This is a genomic window from Burkholderia lata, assembly GCF_902499335.1.
In the GTDB taxonomy this organism is placed as follows: domain Bacteria; phylum Pseudomonadota; class Gammaproteobacteria; order Burkholderiales; family Burkholderiaceae; genus Burkholderia; species Burkholderia lata_B.
Window position 1 is genome coordinate 1 of sequence record NZ_CABVQK010000025.1, and the last position, 25,747, is coordinate 25,747.

Sequence of the window (25,747 nt, forward strand, 5' to 3'; positions counted from 1 at the left end):
CTCGGTTGGCTCGGTTGGCTCGGTTGGCTCGGTTGGCTCGGTTGGCTCGGTTGGCTCGGTTGGCTCGGTTGGCTCGGCGGGATCGGCGGGATCGGCGGGATCGGCGGGATCGGCCGGCGCGGCTGGTTCGGCCGGCTTGGCTGATTCGGCCTGCCAGGCTGGTTCGGCCGACGCGGCTGATTCGGCCAACGCGGTTGGCGCGGCTGGCTCGGCCGCCTTGGCTGGCAAACCGCCCCATTAAGCACCGTCATCATCTCCGGCCCCGGTCCCGTGAAACAGCGCAAGAAACTGCTGCGCAGGGATGCTCAGCGGCCGGTCACGCCGCACGAGGCTGCCGTACGACGGCAGCTTCTGTTCGAGCGTGTAATCGACGATCGCGACGAGCCCGTGTTCCGCATTGCGCTGCGCCACCGTCAGCGGAATCACGCCGAGCATCGGCGAACGGTCGACGAGGTTCATCGTGGTCAGGATCGACCCCGTTTCGACCAGCCCACGCGGCATCGGCTGGTGCCGCGCGCTGAACTCGCGCTCGACGACCTCGCGCGCCGGGCTGCCGGCCGGCTGCAGGATCCACGCGTAATCGAGCAGCGCATCGAATTCCACGGGCCCCGCGCCCGCGAGCGGATGGTCGCGGCCCGCGATGATCGCGAGCGCCTCGTCGTCCACCACGCGGAAATCGCAATCGGTCCCCACGTGGCGCCCTATCACCACTTCGAGCACGCCTTCGAGAAGCTGCGGCATCAGCCGGTCGCTCGTATCCACGGCGATGTCGATCGCCAGCAGCGGGTAACGCGCCTTCAACTGCACCAGCGCTTCGGTGAGCCGCCCCGGCGACGCCGCCATGATGCTGCCGATCGCGAGCCGCCCCGCGCTGCCGAGCTGCAACTCGCCGAGTTCGCGGTTCAGCGCCTCCACGCTGCCGCGAATGCCACGGAAATAGCCGAGCACGCGTTCGCCGGCCGGATTCAGCACGAGCCCGCGCCCGACGCGATCGAACAGCCGCTGCCCGAGCGCGCTCTCCAGTTCCGCCAGCATCTTCGTCGCGGCCGGCTGCGTGAGGCCCATCTGGTCGGCTGCCGCGCGCAGCGTCGAGCATTCGTCCACGGCCAGCAGCAGCGCGATCTGCCGCATGCGCAGCCGGTTCAGCAACTGCGGCGTCGAGTCTCGTCGGTCGATCGAGCCCATCTTTGATTACTCCAGGTTATCGATTCATCAAGAGTTTTCAATTTACCGACTCATTCCGTCTACCTAGCATCAACCCCATAGACAAACGGCCACGCGCCGCCACCGGAGACACCGCATGAACACCCCCTTGTCCACCGCCGCCCTGCCCGTCGTCGCGCTGACGCTCGGCGACCCTGCCGGCATCGGCGCCGAGCTGATCGCGAAACTGCTCGCGCGCCCCGACGCAACTTCCCGCGCGAACCTCGTGCTGATCGGCGATCGCTGGCTGTGGGAAGCCGGCCAGCGCGTTGCCGGCGTGACGGTCGACGTCGAGCCCGTCGCCTCGCTCGCCGCCGCGCGCGGCCGGCCGTCGACCGCGCGCGCCGCGTTCGTCGCCATCGACACGATCGATCCGGCCGACGTCACGGTCGGGCAGCCCGGCGCGGCCGGCGGCCGCTCGACGCTGACCGTGCTCGACCTGTGCCTCGACGCCGCGCTCGCCGGCGACATCGACGCGATCTGCTTCGCGCCGCTCAACAAGTACGCGATGAAGCTCGGCGGGCTGAAGCACGAGGACGAACTGCACCACTTCGCCGAGGCGCTCGGCGTGACCGGCTACTTCTGCGAATTCAACACGCTCGGAGAGCTGTGGACCGCGCGCATCTCGTCGCACATTCCGCTGAAGGATGCGCCCGGCTACCTGAGCATCGAGCGGATCGAACAGGCCTCCGAACTGATCTACCGGTCGCTGCTCGCGAACGGTGTCGCGGCGCCGAAGGTGGCGATCGCCGCATTCAACCCGCACGGCGGCGACGGCGGCAGCTGCGGCCGCGAGGAAGTCGACATCATCGAGCCGGCCGTGCGCAAGCTGCAGTCGCGCGACTGGCCGACCGACACACCGTTCCACGGCCCGTTCCCCGCCGACACGATCTTCCTGAAGGCGCAGGCCGGCGACTACCAGGCGATCGTCACGATGTACCACGACCAGGGGCAGATCGCGATCAAGCTGCTCGGCTTCTCGCGCGGCGTGACCGTGCAGGGCGGGCTGCCCGTGCCGATCACGACGCCCGCTCACGGCACCGCGTACGACATCGCGGGCCGCGGCACGGCCGACGTCGGCGCGACCTGGCAGGCGCTGCAGATCGCCTGCCGGATGGGCGCCGCGCGCCGCACCAACACCGTTTCGGCGTGACGTTCGCGCGCCTCACACACACGACAACATCGATTACCGGAGACACCATCATGAAGATCCGTTCCGTACGTGCACGCGTATTCCAGTGGAAAGGCAAGACCGTTCCGCCCCAGGGCAACTTCTGCTCGAACGCGATGGACCTGCTGTACGCGCCGCAGGAAACGATGAGCACGTTCCGCTTCCATTCGTGGACAGTCGTCGAAGTCGAGACCGACGACGGCATCGTCGGCCTCGGCAACGTCGCGCTCGCGCCGCATGTCGCGAAGGTGATCATCGACCAGTACCTCGCGCCGCTCGTGATCGGCCAGGACCCGTGGGACTACGAATACCTGAACCAGCGGATGTATCGCGCGACCCACGCGTGGGGCCGCAAAGGCATCGGCATGGCGGCGATCTCGGCGGTCGACATCGCGATCTGGGACATCCTCGGCAAGAGCGTCGGCAAGCCCGTGTTCAAGCTGCTCGGCGGCCGCACCAAGGAAAAGATCCCCTGCTATTACTCGAAGCTCTACCGCACCGACCTGAGGGAGATGCAGGACGAGGCGCAGCGCTACCTGAAGGAAGGCTTCCGCGCGTTCAAGATGCGCTTCGGCTACGGGCCCGCGCACGGGCAGCAAGGCGTGACCGAAAACCTGAAATCGGTCGCGGCGATCCGCGAGGTGATCGGCTACGACAACGACCTGATGCTCGAGTGCTACATGGGCTGGAACCTCGAGTACGCGAAGCGCATCCTGCCGAAGCTCGAGAAATACCAGCCGCGCTGGCTGGAAGAACCGGTGATCGCCGACGACATCGACGGCTATGCGGAGCTGAACCAGCTGACGCGCATTCCGATCTCCGGCGGCGAGCACGAATTCTCGCTGTACGGCTTCAAGCAGTTGCTCGACCGCAAGGCCGTGTCGGTCGTCCAGTACGACACGAACCGCGTCGGCGGGATCACGATGGCGCACAAGATCAACGCGCTGTGCGAGGCGTACAGCGTGCCGGTGATTCCGCATGCGGGCCAGATGCACAACTATCACCTGACGATGAGCACGCTCGCGTCGCCGATGAGCGAGTACTTCCCGATGTTCGACGTCGAAGTCGGCAACGAGCTGTTCTATTACATCTTCGACGGCGAGCCGGTGGCCGAGAACGGCTTCGTGCAGCTGCGCGACGACGTGCCGGGCCTCGGCCTCACGCTGAAGACCGAGTTCCTCGACCAGTTCGACATCGTCGAGTGAGGCACACCATGAACGCACGCTACCAGGGCGTCTTTCCGGTCGCGCCGACGATCTTCGACGCGCACGGCGCGCTCGATCTCGACGGCCAGCGCCGCTGCCTCGACTTCATGATCGATGCCGGTTCGCAGGGCATCTGCATCCACGCGAACTACTCCGAGCAATTCGCGCTCGGCGACGACGAACGCGACCTGATCACGCGCACCACGCTCGAGCATGTGGCGGGCCGCGTGCCGGTGATCGTCACGACGTCGCACTTCAGCGCGCGGATCTGCGCGGAACGCAACCGGAACGCTCAGGCAATGGGTGCGGCGATGGTGATGGTGATGCCGCCGTATCACGGCGCGACGTTCCGCGTACCCGAAGCGCAGGTGCGCGCGTTCTTCCGCGAAGTCGCCGACGGCCTCGACATTCCGCTGATGATCCAGGACGCGCCCGCGAGCGGCGTCGCGCTGTCCGCGCCGTTCCTCGCCGCGCTCGCCCGCGAGATCGACGCGGTGTCGTACTTCAAGATCGAGACGGCCGGCGCCGCGTCGAAGCTGCGCGAGCTGATCGCGCTCGGCGGCGATGCGATCGAGGGGCCGTGGGACGGCGAGGAAGGCATCACGCTGCTCGCCGATCTCGATGCCGGCGCGACCGGCGCGATGACGGGCGGCGGCTATCCGGACGGGATTCGCCGGATCACCGACGCGTATTTCGCCGGCCGCCGCGACGAAGCGGTCGAGCAGTACGCGCGCTGGCTGCCGCTGATCAACTACGAGAACCGCCAGTCCGGCTTCCTGACCGCGAAAGCGCTGATGCGCGAAGGCGGCGTGATCGCGTGCGACCAGCCGCGCTCGCCGTGGCCCGAACTGCATCCGCAGGTGCGTGCTGGCCTGTTCGACGCGGCACGGCGGCTCGATCCGCTCGTGCTGCGCTGGGGGCGCTAGACATCGGTTTACCCGTGCAACGCCGCAGGGCGTTGCGCATCGGCGGCCGGTGCGACACCGGCGCGTCACGGCGTGACAGCGGTTCATCAGAAGACCGCCGCCGCCATCACCAAGATCGGAGACACCATGACCCTGTTGAACCCGGCCACCCCGGCATACGAAGCCGGTGAAGCCATTCCGCGCCGCCGCTGGCTGCGCGTGATTCCGCCGCTGCTGCTCGCGTGCATCATTTCCTACATGGACCGCGTGAACATCGCGTTCGCGATGCCCGGCGGGATGAATGCCGATCTCGGCATGGACGCGACGATGGCCGGCCTCGCCGGCGGCATCTTCTTCTTCGGCTACCTGTTCCTGCAGATTCCCGGCGGCCGGCGCGCGGCGCTCGGCAGCGGCAAGACCTTCATCGCGTGGTCGCTCGTGAGCTGGGCCGTGCTGTCGGTGCTGACCGGGCTCGTCACGCATACCTGGCAACTGCTGACGCTGCGCTTCCTGCTCGGCGTGGCCGAGGGCGGGATGCTGCCCGTCGTGCTGACGATGGTCAGCCACTGGTTTCCCGACCGCGAACGCGGCCGTGCGAATGCGATGGTCATCATGTTCGTGCCGCTCGCCGGCATGATCACCGCGCCGCTGTCCGGCTTCATCCTCGCCGCGTACGACTGGCATCACCTGTTCTTCAGTGCTGGCGCGCTGTCGCTGCTGTGCCTCGTCGTGTGGCTGATGTTCGCCGACGACGGCCCGGAGACCGCGCGCTGGGTGTCGCCGCGCGAGAAGGCCTACATCCTCGACGCGCTGCGCGAAGAACAGGAACGCAAGCGCGCGGCCGGCACGCCCGCTGCCGCATCGTTCGGCGAGCTGCTGCGCAACCCGACGATCTGGCTGCTGATCGCCATCAACTTCTGCTATCAGGTCGGCATCTACGGCTATACGATGTGGTTGCCGACCCTGCTGAAAAACCTCACGCACACCGGGATGGGCAAGATCGGCCTGCTCGCGATGCTGCCGTACGTCGCGATGGTGATCGGGATGTTCGTCACGTCGTATTTGTCTGACCGAACCGGCAAGCGCCGCCTGTTCGTGCTGCTGCCGCTTGTCGGCTTCGCCGCGTGCCTCGCGCTGTCGGTGCTCACGCATGCATCGATGGCCGTGTCGTTCGCGTTCCTGATCGGCTGCGGCTTCTTCCTGCAGGCGGCTGCCGGCGTGTTCTGGGCGATTCCGCCGAAGCTCTGCAGCGTCGAGACGGCCGGCAGCGCGCGCGGCCTGATCAACGCGCTCGGCAATCTCGGCGGCTTCTGCGGCCCGTACGCGGTCGGCGTGCTGACCCAGCACGTGAGCGCGGCGGCCGGCGTGTACAGCCTCGCGATCACGCTCGCGGTGGCCGGCCTGCTCGCGCTGACGCTGCCGAAACGCTGCGAGGACTGATACGACAACGGTTACCGGATACGCGGGACAGCGAACGAAATTACGGAGACTCACCATGAACGACATCCTGTTGCTGGTGCAGAAATGCGCCCATACCTTCAGCTTCTACGACCTCGACACGAAAACCGCGCTCAAGCACGTCGTGCTGCCGAACTTCCCGCACGAGTTCACCGTCGACGTGAACGAGCGCTTTGCGTACGTCGGCATCTTCGGGATCGAGACCGCGTGGTCGCGCGGCCATGAAGGCGATCACCGGATCGCCGAGATCGATCTCGTCGCACGCACGCACACGCGCATGCTCGACCTGTGGCCGTACTACCGGCCGCACGGGATGGCGAGCGACCGCGACGGCCGGCTGTACGCGATGAGCGAGGCGCACGACATGCTGCTCGTGTTCGACGAGCCGACCAAACAGCCCGTGCCGAACATGGCCGTGCCGTCCGGCGGCGTGAAGACGCACCTCGTCACGCTCACGCGCGATGCAAGCCGTGCGTACGGCGTGCACCTGCTGTCGAATACGGTCACGCAATTCCATCCGCGCGACGCGACGGTCGCGCCGCGCGCGGTGATGCCCGGCCCGCGCCCGGAAGGCAACGCGCTGTCGAGCGACGAGCGCACGCTGTTCGTCGCGAACCGCGGCGACGATACGCTGGTCGAGATCGATACCGACACGATGACCTGCGGCCGCCGCGTGAAGACGCGCAGCGATCCGAACCGCATCTACCGCACGAGCGCGCCGGACGGCCGCGACCTGCTGCTGCTGACCAATTCGGGCGAGCGGTCGATCTCCGTGTTCGATGCGCGGCAGCTCGAGGAGATCGAGCGCATCGCGCTGCCCGCGAACCCGACCGCGCTGTCGTTCCATCCGTCGCGGCGCGTCGCGTATGTGTCGTTCCAGGACGACTACGTGCGCGAGCTCGATCTCGATACGTGGCGTTTCGTCGGCGCAATGGCGACGCTGCGCGAGCCCGATGCGTCGTACGTGCTCGTCGGGGCACGCTGACATGCGCGACGCGTCGCCGCTCGACGGCATGCCGGATGCGCTCGTCGATGCGCATCACCACCTGTGGCGGCTCGATGCGGGCGCGCACTATCCGTGGCTGCAAGAGCACTACGATCCGGCGCGCTTCATGTTCGGCGACTACGCGGCACTGTGCAGCGATTTCGGGGTGGACGATCTCCGGCACGCGGCGCAAGGTGCACCGATCGTCGCGAGCGTGCACGTCGAGGCCGAGCGGGCGCGCGACGAGGCGCTGGCGGAAACGCGCTGGCTGCATGAGGTCGCGCAGTCGCACGGACTGCCGTCGGCGATCGTCGCATGGGTCGACCTGCTGGCCGGCGATGCGGATGAACGGCTCGCCGAGCAGGCCGCATGGCCGCGCGTGCGCGGCGTGCGCTTCAAGCCGCGCACCGCGGCCGCGCCGGATGCCGCCGTCGACGGGCCGGGCACGCTGCGCGACCCGCGTTGGCCGGCCGCGCTGGAGTGCCTCGCCGCGCACGGCCTGTGCTGGGATCTGCGCGTCCCGTTCTGGCATCTCGAAGACGCGGCCGCGCTGCTGGCAGATGCGCCCGATGTCGACGTCGTGCTCGAACATGCGGGGCTGCCGTGGGATCGCTCGGATGCAGGGCTCGTGCGCTGGCGGCGCGGCATGGAGGCGCTGGCCGCGTCGCCACGTGTCGTCGTGAAGATTTCCGAACTCGGCTTGCGCGACGCGGTGTGGAACGAAGCAGATAACGCGCGAATCATCCGCGACACGATCGCGATCTTCGGCGCGCGGCGCTGCCTGTTCGCCAGCAACTTTCCGGTGGCCGGCCTGCGTGTGTCGTATCCCGCGCTGCTGCGCACGTTCGCTCATGCGATGACGCACCTCGACGACGCTGCGCGCCGCGCGATCTGGCATGACAACGCGCTGCGGGTGTACCGGATCGACGTCGGTACGGCTACCGCCGACGGGCACGCAAACTGACGCTCACGCACCCAACCCCACGACGAGAAACGGCACGCGACGCCCATGAACGCGCCGCGTGCCGTCACGAAAGCGGAACGTGCCGCGCTTTCAGATGCCGCCGGGATCAGAAGCCGAACAAGCGCGCCGCATTCGTGCGGCCGATCTTGACCCGATCGTTTTCGCTCAGCAATGCGTGGTCGAACCACTCGCTGGCGGTCTGCATGCTCTCGTACGGGTAATCGGCGGAAAACAGCACGCGGTCGACGCCGACTTCACTGATCGTGTTGAGCAGCCCCTTCGTATGAAAGTGGCCGCTCGTCGTGACGTAGAAGTTGTTGCTGAAATACTCGCCGACCGGGCGTTTCGCCTGCCCCAGCCCGGCACCGTCCCGCTGCATGCGAAGTCGATGCTCGAGGCGCGGCAGCATCAACGGCAACCCTTCACCGAGATGCCCCAGGATGACCGTCAGGTTCGGATAGCGATCGAACAGGCCGCTCAGCATCAGGCGAATCGCATGCGTGGCCGTCTCGTGCGCGAACCCCCATGCCGAACCGACGAGCGACGAATAGCCTTCGTAGATCCGCTGCTGGCTCGGCAACGCCTCGCGCGGATGCAGATAGACGGGCACGTCGAGCGTGGCAGCGCGCTCCCAGAATTCCCAGACCGGCGCCTCGTCGAGATACTGCGCGGTGTCGGCGTCGCCGATATTCGTATAGCCGTTCACCAGCGCGCCCCGCATGCCGAGTTCGACGACGGCCCGTTCGAGTTCGTCAGCCGCATCCTTCGGCGACTGCAGCGCGACCGTCGCGAACGCCTGCAGGCGCCCGGGATGCACGGACGTGTAGCGCTCGACGATCTCGTCGTTGGTCCGCTTCGCGAAATCGACAGCCGCCGCGCGATCGAGAATCGATTGCGCACCGGGTGACGTGAGCGACAGCACCGCGACGTCGATCCCGCACCGGTCCATCTCGTCGATCCGCCTGTCCGCGTCGAGCAGCCGCGCGTCGACGTCGTCCATATAGGCTTTCCCGTTGCGCGCGGCTTCGCCGGACGCGTCCCACATGCTGTTGTTGAGCGCGGTGGACAGGTGCTCTTCCAGTACGATCTTGGCTTTCACGGCGCTTCTCCGGTCGTCAGCGTGATGTGCTTGTATTCGATGAAGTCGTCGATCGCGGCGGCGCCGTTGAGGCGACCCAGGCCGGATTGCCGATACCCGCCCTCCTCGAATTCGTCGTAGACCTTCGCCCAGTCGTTGATCCAGATCGTGCCGGCCTGAAGCGACCGCGCAACCCGCATCGGACGCTGCACGTCACGCGTCCAGACCGCCGCGGCCAGGCCATATTCGCTGTCGTTGGCCAGCGCGACGGCTTCCGCCTCGGTATCGAACACCTGCATCGTCATGACAGGCCCGAAGGTTTCCTTCTGGACGATATCGAGCCGGGCGCTATCGACTTCGAGCAACGTCGGGCGATAGAACGCGCCGCGCGCCAGTTCGCCCTCAGTCACCGGGCCGCCGCGCACGACCACGTTCGCACCCGCCGCGATCGCCTCTTCGACCTCGCGATTCACGCGCTCGACGTTGGGCTTGTCGATGAGCGGCCCCATGTCGCTGAGCGGATCGGCGGCGGGGCCGACCCGCACCGCGGTCAGGCGTTGCGCGAGACGCGTGCGCACCGCGTCGGCGATGCCGCGTTGTACCAGCAGGCGCGAGCCGGTCATGCAGAACTGCCCGGCAAACACCGTCAGCGATTTTTCGATGACGGGCAATGCCGCGTCGAGATCCGTGTCGTCGAACACCAGGTGCGGCGTCTTTCCGCCGAGCTCGAGACCGAAGCGCTTGAGCCGCTGAGCGCCGACGGCGGAAATCGCACGCCCTGTCGCGGTCGAGCCCGTGAAGCTGATGACGGGCACATCGGGAGAGGCGATCAGGGTCTTCGATCCGTCCGCGCCCGATTCGCTGAACAGATTGATGACGCCGCGCGGCAGCGACGGCGCTTCGGACAGGATCCGGGACACGAGCGCATTGGTCTGCGCGGTCTGGCCCGGCATCTTGACGACCGTGGTCGTCCCCGCCGCCAGCGCCGGCGCGAGCGAACGCACCATCAGCACGACGGGGGAATTCCACGGCACGATGATGCCGGCGACACCCATCGGCTCGCGCAGCACGAGCGAAACGACGTCCGGGCGCGGCGTTCCGCTGCGGCCCGTTTCGGCCCGTGCCAGCGCCGCGTAGTAGCGCAGCTTCGACGGCACCATCGACACTTCGAAATGCGCTTCGGGCTTGATCTTGCCGTTCTCCAGCGCCAGCAGGTCGATCAGCGCGTCGGCATGCCGCTCGAACGCGGCGGCCAGTTCGTCCAGCACGCGTGCGCGCAGTGCGGCATCACGTTTCCACGGCGTCTCGCGAAACGCGCGCAGCGCCGCGTCGATCGCCGCGCGCGCTTCGGGCTCGCCGCCGTCGGCATAACGGCCGATCACCGAGCCGGTCGCGGGGTCGACGGAATCGCGATGCGCGGGCGAATCCACCCACTCGCCGTCGATCCAGTGCAATACGGGAGCAGCAACATTCATGACGTTCTCCGGTCAGCTGTAGCGGCGGGCGATATGCTCGGCCGTCGCGATGGTGGTGATGTTGGTCGCGACCGAAATCGCATCCGGAAAAATCGATGCGTCGACGACACGCAGGCCGCTCACGCCGTGCACCTGCCCTTCGAGATCGACGACGGCATGCGGATCGTTGATGACGCCCATCGGCGCGGTCGAAGTCGGATGGTGGTACGTGTCGAGTGTCGATCGCGCCGACGCCAGGATCCGTTCGTCCGATTCCGCACCCGGCCCCGGATTCAGTTCGGAATGAATGAGGCCGGACAGCGGCGCGGTGCGGCCGATGCGGCGCGCCAGCTTGATGCCTTCGAGCAGCCGCGCGCGATCCTGCGCTTCGCCGAGGAAATTCAGGTCGATCACGGGCGCATCGCCTGCCTGCCGGCTCGCGAGTTTCAGGCTGCCGACCGACAACGGCCGCGTGAGCGCGACCGCGAGCACGAAGCCGACCTTGGTCGGGCTCTGGTCGTGCGGGAACAGGTGCGTCGCGGTGATGTGCAGGTCGAGATCGCCGTGCTGCGCGGTCGAGCTGTTCGTCCACAGGAACGCACCGATCGACGGCGACTGATCGCCGATCCGGTCGGGGCGTGCCGCATACGCGTTGTAGTAGAACGGATGATCTTTCAGGCGCTGGCCCACCGGCAACGCGGCCACTTCGGGAATCGACAGCGCACGCAGGTCGGCACCCGGCCCGATGCCCGAACGAAGCAGAATGGCTGCACTGCCGTACGCACCCGCACTGAGGATCACCTCGTTCGCGTGGATCTCCTCGCCGTTGTCGAGCCGAACGCCGACGGCCCGCCCGTGCGCAAACAGCACGCGATCGACCAGCGCACCGCCGCGAATCGTCAGGTTCGACCGCGCCCGAACCTCATTGGTCAGGTAGGCCATGCCCGTGTTGACGCGCACACCGTTGACGATATTCATCGGATACGGGCCGACGCCGTTGGCGTCCGCGCCGTCGAAATCCTCGATCGCGCGATAACCGTTCGCGATCGTCGCATCGACGAACGCGCGCTGCATCGGCGTGATGTCCTCGCGCGTCAGCTGACGCACCGGCAGCGGCCCCGCCTGGCCATGCGACACGCTGTCGTTGTCGCGATGCTCGAGCCGCCGGAACGACGGCAACATCTCCTCGTACGACCAGCCAGGGAGATTCCAGTTTTTCAGATCCTGCGGCCGCGCGCGAATGGCGACGGCCCCGTTGATCGCCGAACTGCCGCCGAGCACCTTGCCGCGCAGCGCGTTGATCGGGTGATCGATGTAGCCGGCCTGCGTGCGATAGCCCCATTCATGCCGCGCATCGCCACCGACGATATCGCTGCTGGCGATCACGTGCGGGTAGTCCCACGCAGCATAGTTGTGCCCGGCCTCGAGCAGCAGGACGTGGCGGCTGGCCTTCTCGCTCAGGCGGGCCGCCATCACGGCACCGGCTGAGCCGCCGCCGACGACCAGCACATCGACGGTTCGCGGGCCGCTTCCGGTCCTGGTGCGGGGCGATGTGTCAGCAGCGCCCGAGCCGGACGCGTTCGACGAACTCGACGAGCTTGCCGCACTGGCCGCGATCGCGTCGGCGCCGAGCAGCGAACCGACGGCGAGCGTGGCCGAATGGGCGAGGGTTTGCGCGAGCATGACGCGGCGCGCAGGATGATGCAGCGTGGTGTTCTTCATGGCAGACGCTTTCTCCATTGAATGCGTGTGCCACAGTACGGTCGGGCCCCGCGACCGGATAGCTAGCGGAAACCGAACCGGTGGTTCGCTTTTTCCGAACGCGCGCGTCTGCCCGTCATGCGCGCCGCCCCCGCCGGCGAGGCGGCTGCATGCTCAAGTATGCGAAGGATGCGGAAGCAGGCCGCGTTCGATCAGCGGCACGTCCCAGCGGGCCGGATGGCCGATCTCGTCCTCCAGGAACCGGACCAGCGCCTGGATCTTGGGCGACGTGCGAACCGTCTTGCGATAGACGACGTTGACCTGCCCGCCGGACGGCGCATATTCCGGCAGCACCGACACGAGTTCGCCGGACACCAGCGCTTCGGACGCCAGGAAGGTCGGCAGGATCGCGAGCCCCAGCCCGGCGGTCGCACCGGCAAGCAGTTGAAACCCCGAATCGGTCCGCATCCGCACCCTGACGCGAAACGACTGCTTTTCGTACTCGAGCGGCAGGCTCCACATCCCATGCGGTTCGCGATTCAGATAGAGCAGGCCGTCGTGATGCGGCAGGTCGTCGGGATGCACCGGCATGCCGCGCCGCTCGAGATAGCCCGGGCTCGCACAGATCAAGTGCCGGTTGACGGTAACAGGGCGGGCGATCAGGCTGGAATCGGCGAGCGGACCGAGACGGATCGCCGCATCGAAGTGCCCATCCTGAAGATTCGACAGCCGGTCGTCCGCTTCGACGTCGAGGCACAGCGCCGGATACATGTCCGCGAATCGCGACAGCAGCGGCGCAAGATAGCGCGCGACGAAGGTCACGGGCACGGAAAGCTTCAGGCTGCCGCTCAAGCTCGAGCCGGCCTCGTTCACTTCGCCCTCGATGCGCTCGAGTTCCTGCAGCAGCTGCCGGGATTGCTCGAAGAACCGCTGCCCCGGATCGGTCAGCTGCAGCGAACGGCCTCGCTTGAGCAACGTGCAGGCCAGGCGCCGCTCGAGCTTCTGGATACGGGCACTGACGATCGACTTGGTGGTGCCGAGGCGACGGGCGGCTTCGGAGAAGCTTCCCGCCTCGACCACGGCCACGAACGTACTCATGTCGGAAAATTTGTTCATCATCCGTTTCGACTGGGCGCAGGCGCAATGCCGGCGATGGTGCCACGCGCGGGCCGAACGTGCTCGGTCACGCCGCCGCCGGCCCGCCTCTCGCCCCACCACCACATTTTGTGCATCGCACGACCGACCCTGAGCAAAAAGTATCGGTCGGCGAATTCTTTTGATGTGGTGATCGCATCGCCCCCGTCACACCATTGTTCCTGCCGTCATCGACGGCATTCGAACAAGCAGAATCAAGGAGACACGGGTGAACAAGATGCGAATCGTCGCAGCCGGCGTGCTGCTCGGCGCCTGTCTGCCGGGCGTCGTGACCGCGCAGGTCTGCAAGGTGCCGACCCTTCGGGTGCTCGCGCAGAAGAGCCTCGGCCTGTCGGTGATGGAGAAATCGCTGGCCGACTACGAGAAGAAGAGCGGCACCAAGGTCGAGATCAGCTATTTCGGCGAGAACGACCGCCGCGCGAAATCGCGGCTCGACGCGTCGACCGGCGCGGGCTCGTACCAGATCTACTACGTCGATGAGGCGAACGTCGCCGAATTCGCGTCGGCCAACTGGATCGTGCCGCTCCTCAAGTACTACCCGAAGGAATACGACTACGACGACTTCCTGCCCGGCCGCCGCGCGGTCGCGAGCTACAACGGCGTCGCGTACTTCGCGCCGCTGATCGGCGGCGGCGACTTCCTGTTCTACCGCCGCGACCTGCTCGACGCCGCGCACATCCCGGTGCCGAAGACGCTCGACCAGCTCGTCGCCGCGATCAAGAAGCTCAACGCGCCGCCGAAGCTGTACGGCTGGGTCGCGCGCGGCCAGCGCGGCTCGGGGATGAACGTGTGGCGCTGGTCGCCGTTCATGCTCGGGATGGGCGGCGCCTGGACCGACAAGGGCGGCCAGCCCGCGTTCAACTCGCCGGCCGCCGTGAAGGCCACGCAGCTCTACAGCGACCTGTTCAAGTACGCGCCGCCGGGTGCCGCGACCTACGACTGGAGCAACGCGCTCGAAGCGTTCCGCTCGGGCAAGGTCGCGTTCATGATCGAATCGACGCCGTTCGCGGACTGGATGGAGGATGCGAGCAAGTCGAGCGTGGCCGGCAAGGTCGGCTACACGCGCCCGCCCGCGCCGCTGCCGTCGGCCGCCTACGGGCACGGCTTCGCGATCTCGGCGGTCGGTGCTAAGGACGACTGCACGCGGATGGCCGCCGGCCGCTTCATCGCGTGGGCGACCAGCAAGGACCAGGAGCAGGCACGGCTGCGCAACGGCGTGTTCAGCGACTACAACCGCACGAGCACGATCGCGAGCCCCTACTTCAAGCAGCACGTCGCGCCGCAGATCCAGGCCGGGTTGAACGACACCAACCCGGTCACGCAGGTGACGATCTGGCGCACGCCGCAGTGGCCCGACATCGGCGACAACCTCGGCATCGCGCTCGAGCAGGTGTTCACCGGCACGCAGACGGATAGCCGCGGCACGCTCGACGACGCGGCCCAGTACGCGAAGGATGCGCTCGAACATGGCGCTCGCAAATGACGGCGCCGGCGGACGCGCGCTCGGCGTCCGGCCGGCCCCTTCCACACCGTCCGCCCGGCGCGGCCGCGCGCGCCGCGACCGCACGAGCCTGCCGTGGGTGTTCCTCGCGCCGACGCTCGCGCTGCTCGCGGTCCTGAGCCTCGTCCCGACGGTCGCCGCAATCAACCTCGCGCTGCGCAACCGCGTGCTGCGCTACCCGGACAGCGAATACGTCGGCCTGCGCAACTTTATCCGGCTCGCGTCCGACCGGCGCTTCCTGAACGCGATCGAGGTGTCGGTGCTGTGGGAAGTCGTCACGGTGGCCGGCGCGGTGCTCGTCGGGATCGCGCTGGCCGTGTTCCTGTTCGAGCGCGTGCACGGCCGCTGGCGCCGCCTCGCATCGCTGGTACTGATCATGCCGGTGCTGCTGCCGCGCGTATCGGCCGCGTTCATCTGGAAGTTCATGTACGCGCCGCTCACCGGCATCCTGAGCTGGCTCCTCGGCATGCTCGGTATCGAGAACACCGCGTTCCTCGCCGATCCGCATCTCGCGCTGTACGCGGTCGCGCTGGTCGACGTATGGCAATGGGGGCTGTTCTTCGCAGTCGTGATCCTGAAGCTGCTGGAGACGCTGCCGCCCGAGCCGCTCGAAGCCGCGCGGCTCGACTACGCGACGACGTGGCAGGTCCATGCGTACATCGCGCTGCCGATGCTGAAGGCGCCGCTCGTGAGCCTCGTATTCATCAAGATGGTCGAGTCGCTGCGCTCGTTCGACCTGATCTACGTGATGACCAAGGGCGGCCCCGGCATCGCGACCGAGACGCTCGACCTGTACGCGTACCAGCAGGGCATCGGCCTGGCCGGCAAGGTGTCCTATGCGTCGGGCATGGCCGTGCTGATGATGGTCGCGACCACGCTCGTCTTCACGCTCATCTGGAAGAGGGTCAACAAATGGGACGACTGATGGCCCGCCGCGGCACCGCCGCGACCGTTTCGCACCTGTCGACCGTCATGATCGCCGGCGCGATCCTGCTCGTCGCCGCGTTCCCGCTGTTCTGGGCCGTGCTCAATTCGCTCAAGCACCTGCTCGACATCGTCACGCCCACGCCGCGCTTCATCTTCACGCCGACGCTCGCGAACTACGAGCAGGTGCTGTCGAGCCCCGAGGTGCTGATCGGGCTCGGCAACAGCATCGCGATCGTCGGCGCGGCCGTGCTGATCGGCGCGGTGCTCGGCGTGCCGGCCGCGTATGCGATCGCACGGTACCCGATACGCGGCAAGCGCGACATCCAGTTCTTCCTGCTGTCGCTGCGCTTCCTGCCGCCGGTCGCGGTCGCGCTGCCGCTGATCGCGATCTGGGTCGATCTCGGGCTGTACGACACGAAGCTGTCGATGATCGTCACGTACCTGCTCGTCACGCTGTCGACCATCACGTGGCTGTCGATCCCCGTGTTCCGCCGTCTGCCGCGCGAGATCGAGGAAGCCGCCGCGCTCGACGGCTACGGCCCGTACGCGGTGTTCTGGCATATCGCGCTGCCGGTGTGCGCGAGCACGCTGCTCGGCGGCATCGTGTTCAGCTTCGTGCTGGTGTGGAACGAACTGATGATCGCGCTCGCGCTGACGTCGTCGCGCAGCGCGACGCTGCCGGTGGTCGCATCCGCGTTCACGTCGCTCGGCCAGGAAGTGCCGTGGGGCGTGATCAATGCGTCGACGGTGCTGCTCGCGCTGCCGCCGCTCGTGTTCGTCGGCATGCTGAGCCGCCTGCTCAATTCGATGGTCAAGGGAAAATAAGGAGGATGTGTTGAAAGCGCTCGTACTCGAACGCACGCGCGAGCTCGCGCTGCGCGACATCGACCTGCCGCAGGCGGTCGGCCCCGGCGACGTCCGGATCAAGGTGCATACGGTCGGCGTCTGCGGCAGCGACGTGCACTACTACGTTCACGGCGGGATCGGCCCGTTCCGCGTCGACGCGCCGATGGTGCTCGGCCACGAGGCGTCCGGCACCGTCGTCGAGACCGGCGCCGGCGTCACGCACCTGCGCGTCGGCGACCGCGTGTGCATGGAGCCCGGCGTGCCGCGCTTCGATTCGCCCGCGACGCTGCGCGGGCTCTACAACCTCGATCCCGACGTGCGCTTCTGGGCGACGCCTCCCATACACGGCTGCCTGACGCCGTACGTCGTGCATCCGGCCGCGTTCACGTACCGGCTGCCCGACAACGTGTCATTCGCCGAAGGCGCGATCGTCGAGCCGCTGTCGATCGGCCTGCAGGCCGCGAAGAAGGCGGCGATGAAGCCGGGCGACCTCGCGGTCGTGATCGGCGCCGGCACGATCGGCGCGATGACGGCGCTTGCCGCGCTCGCCGGCGGCGCCGCGCGCGTGATCCTCGCCGACGTCGTGCCCGACAAGCTCGCGCTGTTCACCGACAACCCGGCCGTCACCACCGTCGACGTGCGCACGCAGCCGCTCGCCGAAGCCGTGGCGGAAGCCACCGGCGGCTGGGGCACGGACGTCGTGTTCGAGGCCAGCGGCAGCGCGAACGCGTACGCGGGCCTCGTCGACCTGATGTGCCCGGGCGGCTGCGCGGTGCTGATCGGGATGCCGGTCGCCCCGGTGCCGCTCGACGTGGTCGCGCTGCAGGCGAAGGAAGGCCGCATCGAATCGGTGTTCCGCTACGCGAACATCTTTCCGCGCGCGCTTGCGCTGATCGCGTCCGGCGCGATCGACGTGAAGCCGTTCATCTCGCGCACGTTCCCGTTTTCCGAAGGCGTGCGCGCGTTCGAGGAAGCGGCGAGCGGCCACCCGCGCGACGTCAAGATTCAGATCGAAATGGATTGAGCCATGGCCCAGATCACCTGCAAGGCTTTGTCGAAGCACTACGACGGCGGCCCCGCCGTGCTGCACCCGCTCGACCTCGAGATCGCCGACGGCGAATTCATCGTGCTGCTCGGCCCGTCCGGCTGCGGCAAGTCGACGATGCTGCGGATGATCGCGGGCCTCGAGGCGATCACCGGCGGCGAGCTCGTGATCGGCGATGCGGTCGTCAACGACCTGCCGTCGCGCGAGCGCAATGTCGCGATGGTGTTCCAGAACTACGCGCTGTACCCGCACATGACGGTGTACGACAACATCGCGTTCGGCCTGCGGCGCCTGAAGGTGCCGGCCGGCGAGATCGACCGCCGCGTGCGCGACGTCGCGCGCATCCTGAGCCTCGACGCGCTGCTCGACCGCCGCCCGCGTGCGATGTCGGGCGGCCAGCAGCAGCGCGCGGCGATCGCGCGCGCGATGATCAAGACGCCCGCCGTGTTCCTGTTCGACGAGCCGTTGTCGAACCTCGACGCGAAGCTGCGCACGCAACTGCGCGGCGACATCAAGCGGCTGCATCAGCGGCTGAAGACGACCACGCTGTACGTCACGCACGACCAGCTCGAGGCGATGACGCTCGCCGACCGCGTCGTGCTGATGCGCGGCGGCCACATCGAGCAGATCGGCGCGCCGGCCGAGCTGTACGGGCAGCCGCACACGCTCTTCGCCGCCGGCTTCGTCGGCACCCCGGCGATGAACTTCGCGGACGGCACGATCGAGCGCCTCGGCGCGAACGTGCTGCTCGACTGCAACGGCGCGCGCTGGCCGCTCGCGTCGCCGCGCTTCGCGCGGCTGCACGACGGCCAGCAGGTGAAGGCCGCGATCCGCCCGAACCACCTGCGGCTCGTCACCGAACCGGATCCGACCCCGGGCATGCTCGCGCTGACCGGCACGGTCGAACTCGTCGAGCTGCTCGGCGCCGAGGCGCTCGTCACGCTGGACTGGCACGGCCAGCCGTGCGCGGCCCTCGTACCGGCACCGATGGCCCCGGCGCCGGGGGCCGTGGTAGCGTTCCGCTTCGACGAAGAAGCCCTGCATCTGTTCGACGCCGGCACCGAGCGCAACGTCACGCTGCCGGACGCGAACCCGATCGCGCACGCGGCGCCGCCGGCCGCCGCGTCGCGCACCACGCCGCCCGCCGCGACGGGCTGGTCGATGTCCCGTTCGTAGCACGCCGGCACGCCCCCGACGGAGCACACGATGAACCCGGATCTCGAGATCGTTCCCACCCACCGCGACGAATCGTTCCGCGCGTGGATCCACGACTATCCGCATTCGGTCGCGAAGTGGCACTTCCATCCCGAGTACGAGATCCATCTGATCCAGTCGTCGCACGGCAAGATGTTCGTCGGCGATCACATCGGCGATTTCGGCCCCGGCAACCTGATCGTCACCGGGCCGAACCTGCCGCACAACTGGGTCAGCGAACTCCCCGACGGCGAACGCGTGCCGTCGCGCGACGTCGTGCTGCAGTTCTCGCGCGATGCGATCGAGAAGATGGTCGGCGCGTTCAGCGAGCTGCAGCCGGTGATCGACCTGATCGACGATGCGGCGCGCGGCGTGCAGTTTCCCGACCGCGTCGGCCTCGACGTCGCGCCGCTGATGCTCGAACTCGCGAACGCGCACGGCTGCCGGCGCGTCGAGATCCTGATGTCGCTGTTCGACCGGCTATCGTCGTGCCGCGAGCGGCGCGTGCTCGCGGGCCCCGGCTACCGCAGCGACGCGCAGCACTACATGTCGTCGACCATCAACCAGGTGCTGTCGTACCTGCAGCAGAACCTGCCCGGCATGCTGCGCGAAACCGATGTCGCCGCGTTCGCCGGCATGAGCGTCAGCACCTTCACGCGCTTTTTCCGCCGCCATACCGGCTCGTCGTTCGTGCGCTACCTGAACCGGCTGCGCATCAACGAGGCGTGCGAGCTGCTGATGTTTTCCGACCTGACGGTGACCGACATCTGCTACCGGGTTGGCTTCAACAACCTGTCGAATTTCAACCGTCAGTTTCTCGCGATGAAGCAGGTGCCGCCGTCGAGGTTCCGCGCGCTGCACCGGCTCAACGAACCGCACGGCCGCGACGACACGCCGCCGCTTCGGCGTGCGCCGCCGCGCGCCCCAGACAGGATGCTTCACACGTGACTTTTCTCGGCATCGATCTCGGCACGTCCGAGGTCAAGGTTCTCCTCACCGATTCCCGTTCGGTCCCGCTCGCGACCGGCTCGGCCGCGCTGTCGATCAGCCGCCCGCATCCGCACTGGTCGGAACAGAGCCCGCAGGCGTGGTGGCACGCGATGCTCGATGCGATCGCGGCGGTGCGCGCCGCGCATCCGGCCGGCTTCGCCGCGCTGCGCGGCATCGCGCTCTCGGGGCAGATGCACGGCGCGACGCTGATCGATCGCGCGGACCAGGTGCTGCGCCCCGCGATCCTGTGGAACGACACGCGCGCCGGCACCGAGTGCGTCGAGCTCGAGGCGCTGGTGCCGGAATCGCGCGCGATCACCGGCAACATGGCGATGCCCGGCTTCACCGCGCCGAAGCTGATGTGGCTCGCGAAATACGAGCCCGCCGTGTTCCGCGCGGTGCACAAGGTGCTGCTGCCGAAGGATTACCTGATCTGGCGCCTGTCCGGCGAATTCGTGTCCGAGATGTCCGATGCGTCGGGGACGCTGTGGCTCGACTGCGCGCGCCGCGACTGGTCCGACCGGATGCTCGCCGCGACCGAGCTGTCGCGCGCGCAGATGCCGCGCCTCGTCGAAGGCAATGCCCCCGCCGCGCAGCTGCGCGACACGCTGCGGCGCGAATGGGGCATCGCGGGGCCCGTGACGATCGCCGGCGGCGCCGGCGACAACGCGGCCTCCGCGATCGGCATGGGCGTGACGGGCGCCGGCAGCGGCTTCCTGTCGCTCGGCACGTCGGGCGTGCTGTTCGCCGGCAACGACCGCTTCGCGCCGAACCCGGATGCCGCCGTGCATGCGTTCTGCCACTGCGTCGAAGGGCGCTGGCACCAGATGAGCGTGATCCTGTCGGCCGCCGCGAGCCTCGACTGGCTTGCGCGCGCGCACGGCACGACTGCCGGCGTGCTGGCCGCGCGTGCCGAACGCGCGGAGCCGGCGCGTGCGCCGCTGTTCCTGCCGTATCTCGGTGGCGAGCGCACCCCGCACAACGACGCGCATGCGCGCGGCGTGTTCTTCGGGCTGTCCAACGAACACGATGCGTACGATCTCGCATATGCAGTGATGGAAGGCGTCGCGTTCGCGATGGCCGACGGCTACGACGCGCTGCGCGCGGCCGGCACGACGCTCGACGCGGTGTCGTTCATCGGCGGCGGCTCGAAGAGCGCATTCTGGGCGCGGCTGTGCGCGAATGCGACCGGGCTCGCGATGCGGCGTCATGCGGACGGTGCGGTCGGTGCGGCACTCGGCGCCGCGCGGCTTGCGCGCCTGGCCGCAACGGACGATACGCTCGCGGACGTCTGCGTCGCGCCGCCCGTCACGGAGACGGTCGGGCCCGATTCCGCCACGGTCGATCTGCTGGCTGGCCGGCTCGCGCGGTATCGGCGGCTGTATCGGGCGCTGCGAGAGGAGTTCGCGGCCGCCGACTGACGCGCAGCGCGGCCGGCGTCTTCGTCGATTCACGCGTGATCGCGCTTGACCTGGCCCTTGGGATCGCCTTTATGCTGAGCGCAACGAATCGACAGCAGAGAGGTGACGGATGGGCACGTCCACGCCCCGTTTGAACGCATCGGCGGCCGCCGCACGGCTTGGCGTATCGATCAAGGCGCTGCGGCTGTACGAGCGGCACGGCCTCGTCACGCCGGAACGCACGCCGGCCGGCTACCGCGCGTATGGCCCGGACGATCTCGCCCGCGCGGCCGATATCGCTGCGCTGCGGGCGCTCGGCCTCAGTCTCGCGCAGGTGGCGAGCGTGCTCGACGGTGACGCGCGCAGCCTGGACGACGCGCTGGCCGCTCACGAAGCGGCGCTCGATCACGGCATTCAGGATCTCGTGCGCAAGGTCGACCGCGTGCGCGCGATTCGCGCCGGCCTTGCGCGCGGCCGGATGCCGGCCGACGGCGAACTGACGCGGCTCGTCGACGACAGCGGCGCCGGCGTGGCATTCAGCCTGCCGTGGCCGTGGGGCGGCGAATGGTTCGAGTGCCGTGATATCCGGCCGTTGAACTACATCATCGGCTCGTTGGGCAGCGGCAAGACGCGGCTGGCGTTGCGGCTCGCCGACGCACTGCCCGGTGCCGTGTTCGTCGGCCTCGACCGGCTGGAAAACGACCGTGCCGATGCCTTTGCCGCGCTACGCGCCGATCCATCATTGAAGTCGCGTATCGACCGAACATCGGCGTTGCTGGCCGAAGGGGGCGCGAAGCCATCGGCGGCGCTGACCGCGCTGCTCGCCAGCCTCGAAGCCGAAGGCCCGCGCGCGCTCGTCGTCGACATGATCGAACAGGATCTCGACCGGCCCACGCAACAGGCACTGATTGCCCATCTGCGAGAACGCGCCGCCGCCGGCATGCGTCCGCTGTTCCTCCTGACGCGCTCGTCGGCGATCCTCGATCTGACGGCGGTCGGCCCCGACGAAACCATCCTGCTGTGCCCGGCCAATCACAGCCCGCCTTCGCGCGTGGCGCCTTACCCCGGTGCGCCCGGCTACGAAGCGGTGGCGACCTGCCTGGCGTCGCCCGAGATCCGCGAGCGGCTCGCGCGCCGGCCTGAAGCGGCGTGACCCGCCATCAGGTTGTCAGGATTCCAGCCGCCCCATCCTGCGCGCCATCGCCGGGCTCACCGCGTGCACCGGATCGAACCCGAAGAATTCGAGCACGTGGCGCGCGACGTCGTCGCGATCGTTGTCCGCGCAGATCATGTGGTAGCTGTTTTCCAGCACGATCCCGCGCGCGTCGGGCATCTTTTCCAGCAGGAAATCGGCCGAGCGCAGGCTCGTCAGTTCGTCCTCGCGCGCATGCAGCACGAGCGTCGGACACGGCGTGCCGGCCGCGGCCTCGAGCGCCCAGTCGCGCATCCGGTCGACCTGCCGCACGCACGCGAGCGGCACCCACGCATAGTGGAAACTGTCCTCGCGCTCGAACTTCTTCTTCACGATCGCGCGGATCGTCGCGTTCTTGATGCCGAACGGATCGCCTTCCTCGACGCGCATCCGCTCCGCCACACCCGGCACGCGGTACAGCACGTGCCGCAACGCCCGGTACCACGGCGTCGACCACCCGTCGATGAACACCGGCGTGGCCAGCAGCGCAAGCCGGCCGCGCGCATGCTGCACGCGGTGGCACAGCAGCAGCGCGACCAGCGCGCCCATGCACATGCCGACGACATGCAGCGTGTCGTACTCGTTTTCCAGCGCGCGATACTGCTCGGTCACCGCGTCGAGCCACGCCTCCGCGCGCACGCCGACCAGATCCTCGGGGCGCGTGCCGTGCCCCGGCAGCGTGATCATGTGCGTATCGCCGCCCGCGCGCCGCATCGCCTTGTGCAGCGAGCCGAGATCGTATTGCGTGCCGCCGAGCCCGTGGATCAGCAGGACGCCCGTGCGGCCTGTCATGACGCGCGTCCGCTCATTCGTCCGCCGCCGGCCACACGCGCTCGAGTTGCCAGACGCCCGCCACCACCGTCACGTCGACGTTCGAATCGAGCAACGGCGCGCCGTGATCGGTGATCGTCTGCGTGCCGCCGTCGCGCTGCACGATACGCAGCGACAGCGACGCGCGATCCTCGCCCTCGATCTCCGCATCCCAGTAGTCGCGCAGCGCAGCGCGGTCGCCCGGCTGCACGCGTTCGAGGACGAGCGGCACGCTTGCGATCTCGGCCGCAGCGACGCCGACGCCGAACACGCGCTCGACGTCGCCGCTCCACTCGATCCGCCCCGATTCCGGATCGAGCACGTACGCGATCTGGCCGGCGCTCGCGAGCGCGAGTTCCATGTTGTTCTGCAGGACCGCCGCGTGCTCGTGCACGCGTTCGCGCGTGGTCTTCAGCGTACTCACCGTCAGCACCAGCAGCGACGCGACCGCCAGATAAAGCTGCGCCTCGAGCAGCGCACTGCCGTAGTGCTCGTGAAACGACGCGAACGGGCCGTCGCCCTGCGCGGTCTGCTCGATCACGATCAGCGCGAGCACCAGCACCGACGACGAGCCCGCGCGGCCGCCGAGCAGCAGCGTCACCGCGACGGTGAGGAACAACGGGATATACGTCAGTGCGAAGCCGGCGCCGGTGCCGAATCTCTGCGACGTGTCGCCGTCGAAGATCACGAGCGCGACGGCCACGACCAGCACGAACGAGATCATGCCGAGCACCAGGTCGAAGCGCTCGTGATCGCCCGAGCGGTGCGCGCGAAAGCGCGACCATGACGCGAGCACCGGCGTGACCAGCAGCACGCCGACGAAATCGGACGCGGCCCACACCGACCACACGTCGAAGAACGGCGCGCCCTTGACCACCGTGTACCAGGCCGCGCCGCCGATCGCGCCGACCACGCCCGCGATCAGGCCGGCGAGGATCACCGAGCGCAGGAAATACAGCCCTTCGAGCGAGAAGCGCACGCGCTGGACGAGCCACACCGCGAGCGCGGCCGCGCCGACCTCGTCGACCGTGAACAGCACCGCGTTGACCAGGCTGCCGTGTTCGATGCCGCTCAGCGCGAGCTGCCCGACCAGGAACGCGCCTGCCAGCGTCAGCCATTCGCGCATCGGCCGCAGCATGAACGCACCGACCGTCACGCCGGCCGGCAGCCAGATGTAGCCCGTCAGCCGGACGGGGCCGTTGAACTGGTGCGAGATGTAGCCGGTCGCGAGATACAGCGCCGCCCAGAGCAGCGCGGCGACGAGGCCCGGCCGCGATCGTTTGGTGTCCATCGAGAATCCCTGTGTGCTGCGCCTGCGGTCGGCAGGTGCGCGATGTGCGAATGATATGCGGACGGGGCGGGCCGGGGAATACCGGGGGCCGGACGCGCGTGCGGGGCACCGGCGCGCCCGCAAGCTGGCGGTTGTGACCGGGAAAGGATCGGAAAAGTTCGGTGTGTGCCGGGTACGGTCAGGACACGTCAGAGCGTCGTCTTGGCCGGATGGCCAAAAACGCCCGCAGCCGGTGGTTCGCATCCAGAATGAAAGGCATCCGAAAGCATGCGCTTCCGGTATCGTCCACGTCATCAGCCGACTTTCCACATGACCGCACGCCATGAAAACAGTACCGGCCCGGCCGATCCCGGCCCCCTCGACACCATGAGCCGATTTCGCGTCACATACGACGGGCCCGCGCTCGAATCGTCCGAGATGGACGTGCGCGAACTCGCGCCCGCGCTGCTCGCCATCGGGGATCTGCTCGACGCATCGACCCGCGCGCTGTGCGGCAATCAGGTTCGGCCGCAGGTGAACGTGCGCGGCAGCTTCAAGACCGGCAGCTTCGGCATCGACTTCACGCTCGCGACCTCGCTGCTCGGCCGCATGCGCGACATGCTGAGCGGCAACGAAGGCACGGCGCTCGCCAATGCGGTCACGATCCTGACCGCGCTCGGCATCGCCGTGCCCAGGGCGGGAAAGGGGCTCTTCGCCGTTCTCAAATGGCTGCGCGGGCGCGAGATCCTGCAGGTGCAAATGCAGGACCACACCGCGATCCTGCACGTCGAAGGCGACACACTCGAAATCGACCTGCCCGTCCTCACCCTGCTGCGCGACGTCAGCGTGCGCCACGCTATCGAGCAAGTGCTTGCACCGCTCGCACGCGAAGGCATCGTGGTGTTTGCGATCGGCACCGATACCGAGATAGTCGAAACGGTCGATCGTCGCGAAATCGCGTGGTTTCACGCGCCGGAACCCGCCGACTCGCTCATCCTCGACGAGCATCGAAAGATGGCGTTCTCGATCGTGTCGCTCGCGTTCAAGGACGACAACAAGTGGCGGCTGTACGACGGCACGTCGACGATTCATGCGGCGATCTCGGATGCCGGCTTCCTGTCGCGCGTGAACAACAGTCAGATCAGCTTCAGCAAGGGTGACGTGCTCGTGTGCAATGTCCGCATGCAGCAGTGGCAAACCTCGGACGGAGCAAAAACCGAATACGAAGTGACGGATGTCCTCGAACATCGTCCGGCCGGCCTGCAGATTCAGTTGCCGGGGCTTTGACCGGCT

22 protein-coding genes are annotated in these 25,747 nt (G+C 68.0%); 15 read left to right on the forward strand and 7 right to left on the reverse strand.

The window, feature by feature from the left end:
• Nucleotides 1-237: 237 nt before the first annotated feature.
• Nucleotides 238-1,185 (reverse strand): LysR family transcriptional regulator, encoded by a 948-nt coding sequence (locus tag BCO18175_RS38760; RefSeq protein ID WP_174988949.1) that lies wholly within the window; start codon nucleotides 1,183-1,185, stop codon nucleotides 238-240.
• 115 nt (nucleotides 1,186-1,300) lie between these two features.
• On the opposite strand from BCO18175_RS38760, the gene BCO18175_RS38765 reads away from it, so the two are divergent.
• The 6 genes from BCO18175_RS38765 (at nucleotide 1,301) to BCO18175_RS38790 (ending at nucleotide 7,891) form a co-directional block, all read left to right on the forward strand.
• Complete coding sequence (locus BCO18175_RS38765) at nucleotides 1,301-2,356, forward strand: 4-hydroxythreonine-4-phosphate dehydrogenase PdxA (RefSeq protein WP_174988951.1); 1,056 nt, start codon at nucleotides 1,301-1,303, stop codon at nucleotides 2,354-2,356.
• Nucleotides 2,357-2,406: 50 nt separating this feature from the next.
• Complete coding sequence (locus tag BCO18175_RS38770; protein ID WP_011356645.1) at nucleotides 2,407-3,579, forward strand: L-rhamnonate dehydratase; 1,173 nt, start codon at nucleotides 2,407-2,409, stop codon at nucleotides 3,577-3,579.
• A gap of 8 nt (nucleotides 3,580-3,587) precedes the next feature.
• Nucleotides 3,588-4,505, forward strand: a complete 918-nt coding sequence (locus tag BCO18175_RS38775) for a dihydrodipicolinate synthase family protein (RefSeq protein WP_174988953.1) — start codon at nucleotides 3,588-3,590, stop codon at nucleotides 4,503-4,505.
• A 126-nt stretch (nucleotides 4,506-4,631) separates the two neighbouring features.
• Nucleotides 4,632-5,924: an MFS transporter gene (locus BCO18175_RS38780; protein ID WP_039344369.1), complete on the forward strand. Its 1,293-nt coding sequence runs from the start codon at nucleotides 4,632-4,634 to the stop codon at nucleotides 5,922-5,924.
• 55 nt (nucleotides 5,925-5,979) lie between these two features.
• Complete coding sequence (locus BCO18175_RS38785) at nucleotides 5,980-6,927, forward strand: YncE family protein (RefSeq protein ID WP_174988955.1); 948 nt, start codon at nucleotides 5,980-5,982, stop codon at nucleotides 6,925-6,927.
• A 1-nt stretch (nucleotide 6,928) separates the two neighbouring features.
• On the forward strand, nucleotides 6,929-7,891 hold the full coding sequence (locus tag BCO18175_RS38790) for an amidohydrolase family protein (protein ID WP_174988957.1): 963 nt from the start codon (nucleotides 6,929-6,931) through the stop codon (nucleotides 7,889-7,891).
• A gap of 106 nt (nucleotides 7,892-7,997) precedes the next feature.
• Here the strand turns inward: BCO18175_RS38790 and BCO18175_RS38795 are convergent, their stop codons facing one another.
• From BCO18175_RS38795 to BCO18175_RS38810, 4 genes are all read right to left on the reverse strand, one after another.
• Nucleotides 7,998-8,990 (reverse strand): amidohydrolase family protein, encoded by a 993-nt coding sequence (locus tag BCO18175_RS38795; protein WP_174988959.1) that lies wholly within the window; start codon nucleotides 8,988-8,990, stop codon nucleotides 7,998-8,000.
• Nucleotides 8,987-10,444 carry an aldehyde dehydrogenase family protein gene (locus BCO18175_RS38800; RefSeq protein ID WP_174988961.1) on the reverse strand — a complete coding sequence of 486 codons (1,458 nt, stop codon included), beginning with the start codon at nucleotides 10,442-10,444 and terminating at the stop codon, nucleotides 8,987-8,989. The genes BCO18175_RS38795 and BCO18175_RS38800 overlap by 4 nt, the downstream gene beginning before the upstream one ends.
• A gap of 12 nt (nucleotides 10,445-10,456) precedes the next feature.
• Nucleotides 10,457-12,145 (reverse strand): GMC family oxidoreductase, encoded by a 1,689-nt coding sequence (locus tag BCO18175_RS38805; protein ID WP_174988963.1) that lies wholly within the window; start codon nucleotides 12,143-12,145, stop codon nucleotides 10,457-10,459.
• A 153-nt stretch (nucleotides 12,146-12,298) separates the two neighbouring features.
• The gene (locus tag BCO18175_RS38810) at nucleotides 12,299-13,240 is read right to left on the reverse strand and encodes a LysR family transcriptional regulator (protein ID WP_174988965.1); all 942 of its coding nucleotides are present in this window, start codon (nucleotides 13,238-13,240) and stop codon (nucleotides 12,299-12,301) included.
• Nucleotides 13,241-13,496: 256 nt separating this feature from the next.
• On the opposite strand from BCO18175_RS38810, the gene BCO18175_RS38815 reads away from it, so the two are divergent.
• The 8 genes from BCO18175_RS38815 to BCO18175_RS38850 all read left to right on the forward strand — a co-directional run bounded on the left by BCO18175_RS38815 (nucleotide 13,497) and on the right by BCO18175_RS38850 (nucleotide 22,335).
• Nucleotides 13,497-14,762 (forward strand): ABC transporter substrate-binding protein, encoded by a 1,266-nt coding sequence (locus tag BCO18175_RS38815; protein ID WP_438820314.1) that lies wholly within the window; start codon nucleotides 13,497-13,499, stop codon nucleotides 14,760-14,762.
• Nucleotides 14,746-15,705, forward strand: coding sequence for a carbohydrate ABC transporter permease (locus BCO18175_RS38820; RefSeq protein WP_254599353.1), 960 nt, complete (start codon nucleotides 14,746-14,748; stop codon nucleotides 15,703-15,705). The genes BCO18175_RS38815 and BCO18175_RS38820 overlap by 17 nt, the downstream gene beginning before the upstream one ends.
• Nucleotides 15,693-16,532 (forward strand): carbohydrate ABC transporter permease, encoded by an 840-nt coding sequence (locus BCO18175_RS38825; RefSeq protein WP_174988967.1) that lies wholly within the window; start codon nucleotides 15,693-15,695, stop codon nucleotides 16,530-16,532. The genes BCO18175_RS38820 and BCO18175_RS38825 overlap by 13 nt, the downstream gene beginning before the upstream one ends.
• 10 nt (nucleotides 16,533-16,542) lie before the next feature.
• A complete protein-coding gene (locus tag BCO18175_RS38830) occupies nucleotides 16,543-17,577 on the forward strand; it encodes an NAD(P)-dependent alcohol dehydrogenase (protein ID WP_174988969.1) in 1,035 nt (344 codons plus the stop codon).
• A 3-nt stretch (nucleotides 17,578-17,580) separates the two neighbouring features.
• A complete protein-coding gene (locus BCO18175_RS38835; protein ID WP_174988971.1) occupies nucleotides 17,581-18,774 on the forward strand; it encodes an ABC transporter ATP-binding protein in 1,194 nt (397 codons plus the stop codon).
• 30 nt (nucleotides 18,775-18,804) lie between these two features.
• Nucleotides 18,805-19,740, forward strand: coding sequence for an AraC family transcriptional regulator (locus BCO18175_RS38840; protein ID WP_174988973.1), 936 nt, complete (start codon nucleotides 18,805-18,807; stop codon nucleotides 19,738-19,740).
• Complete coding sequence (gene xylB, locus BCO18175_RS38845; protein WP_174988975.1) at nucleotides 19,737-21,203, forward strand: xylulokinase; 1,467 nt, start codon at nucleotides 19,737-19,739, stop codon at nucleotides 21,201-21,203. The genes BCO18175_RS38840 and xylB overlap by 4 nt, the downstream gene beginning before the upstream one ends.
• A 109-nt stretch (nucleotides 21,204-21,312) precedes the next feature.
• Complete coding sequence (locus tag BCO18175_RS38850; protein ID WP_174988977.1) at nucleotides 21,313-22,335, forward strand: MerR family transcriptional regulator; 1,023 nt, start codon at nucleotides 21,313-21,315, stop codon at nucleotides 22,333-22,335.
• Nucleotides 22,336-22,350: 15 nt separating this feature from the next.
• Here the strand turns inward: BCO18175_RS38850 and BCO18175_RS38855 are convergent, their stop codons facing one another.
• Both BCO18175_RS38855 and BCO18175_RS38860 read right to left on the reverse strand, forming a co-directional pair.
• Nucleotides 22,351-23,166, reverse strand: coding sequence for an alpha/beta hydrolase (locus BCO18175_RS38855; protein ID WP_174988979.1), 816 nt, complete (start codon nucleotides 23,164-23,166; stop codon nucleotides 22,351-22,353).
• Between the two features lie 13 nt (nucleotides 23,167-23,179).
• Complete coding sequence (locus tag BCO18175_RS38860) at nucleotides 23,180-24,475, reverse strand: MASE1 domain-containing protein (protein WP_174988981.1); 1,296 nt, start codon at nucleotides 24,473-24,475, stop codon at nucleotides 23,180-23,182.
• Nucleotides 24,476-24,784: 309 nt separating this feature from the next.
• On the opposite strand from BCO18175_RS38860, the gene BCO18175_RS38865 reads away from it, so the two are divergent.
• Entirely contained in the window at nucleotides 24,785-25,741 is a 957-nt protein-coding gene (locus BCO18175_RS38865; protein WP_174988983.1) for a hypothetical protein, read from the forward strand.
• Nucleotides 25,742-25,747: the final 6 nt, after the last annotated feature.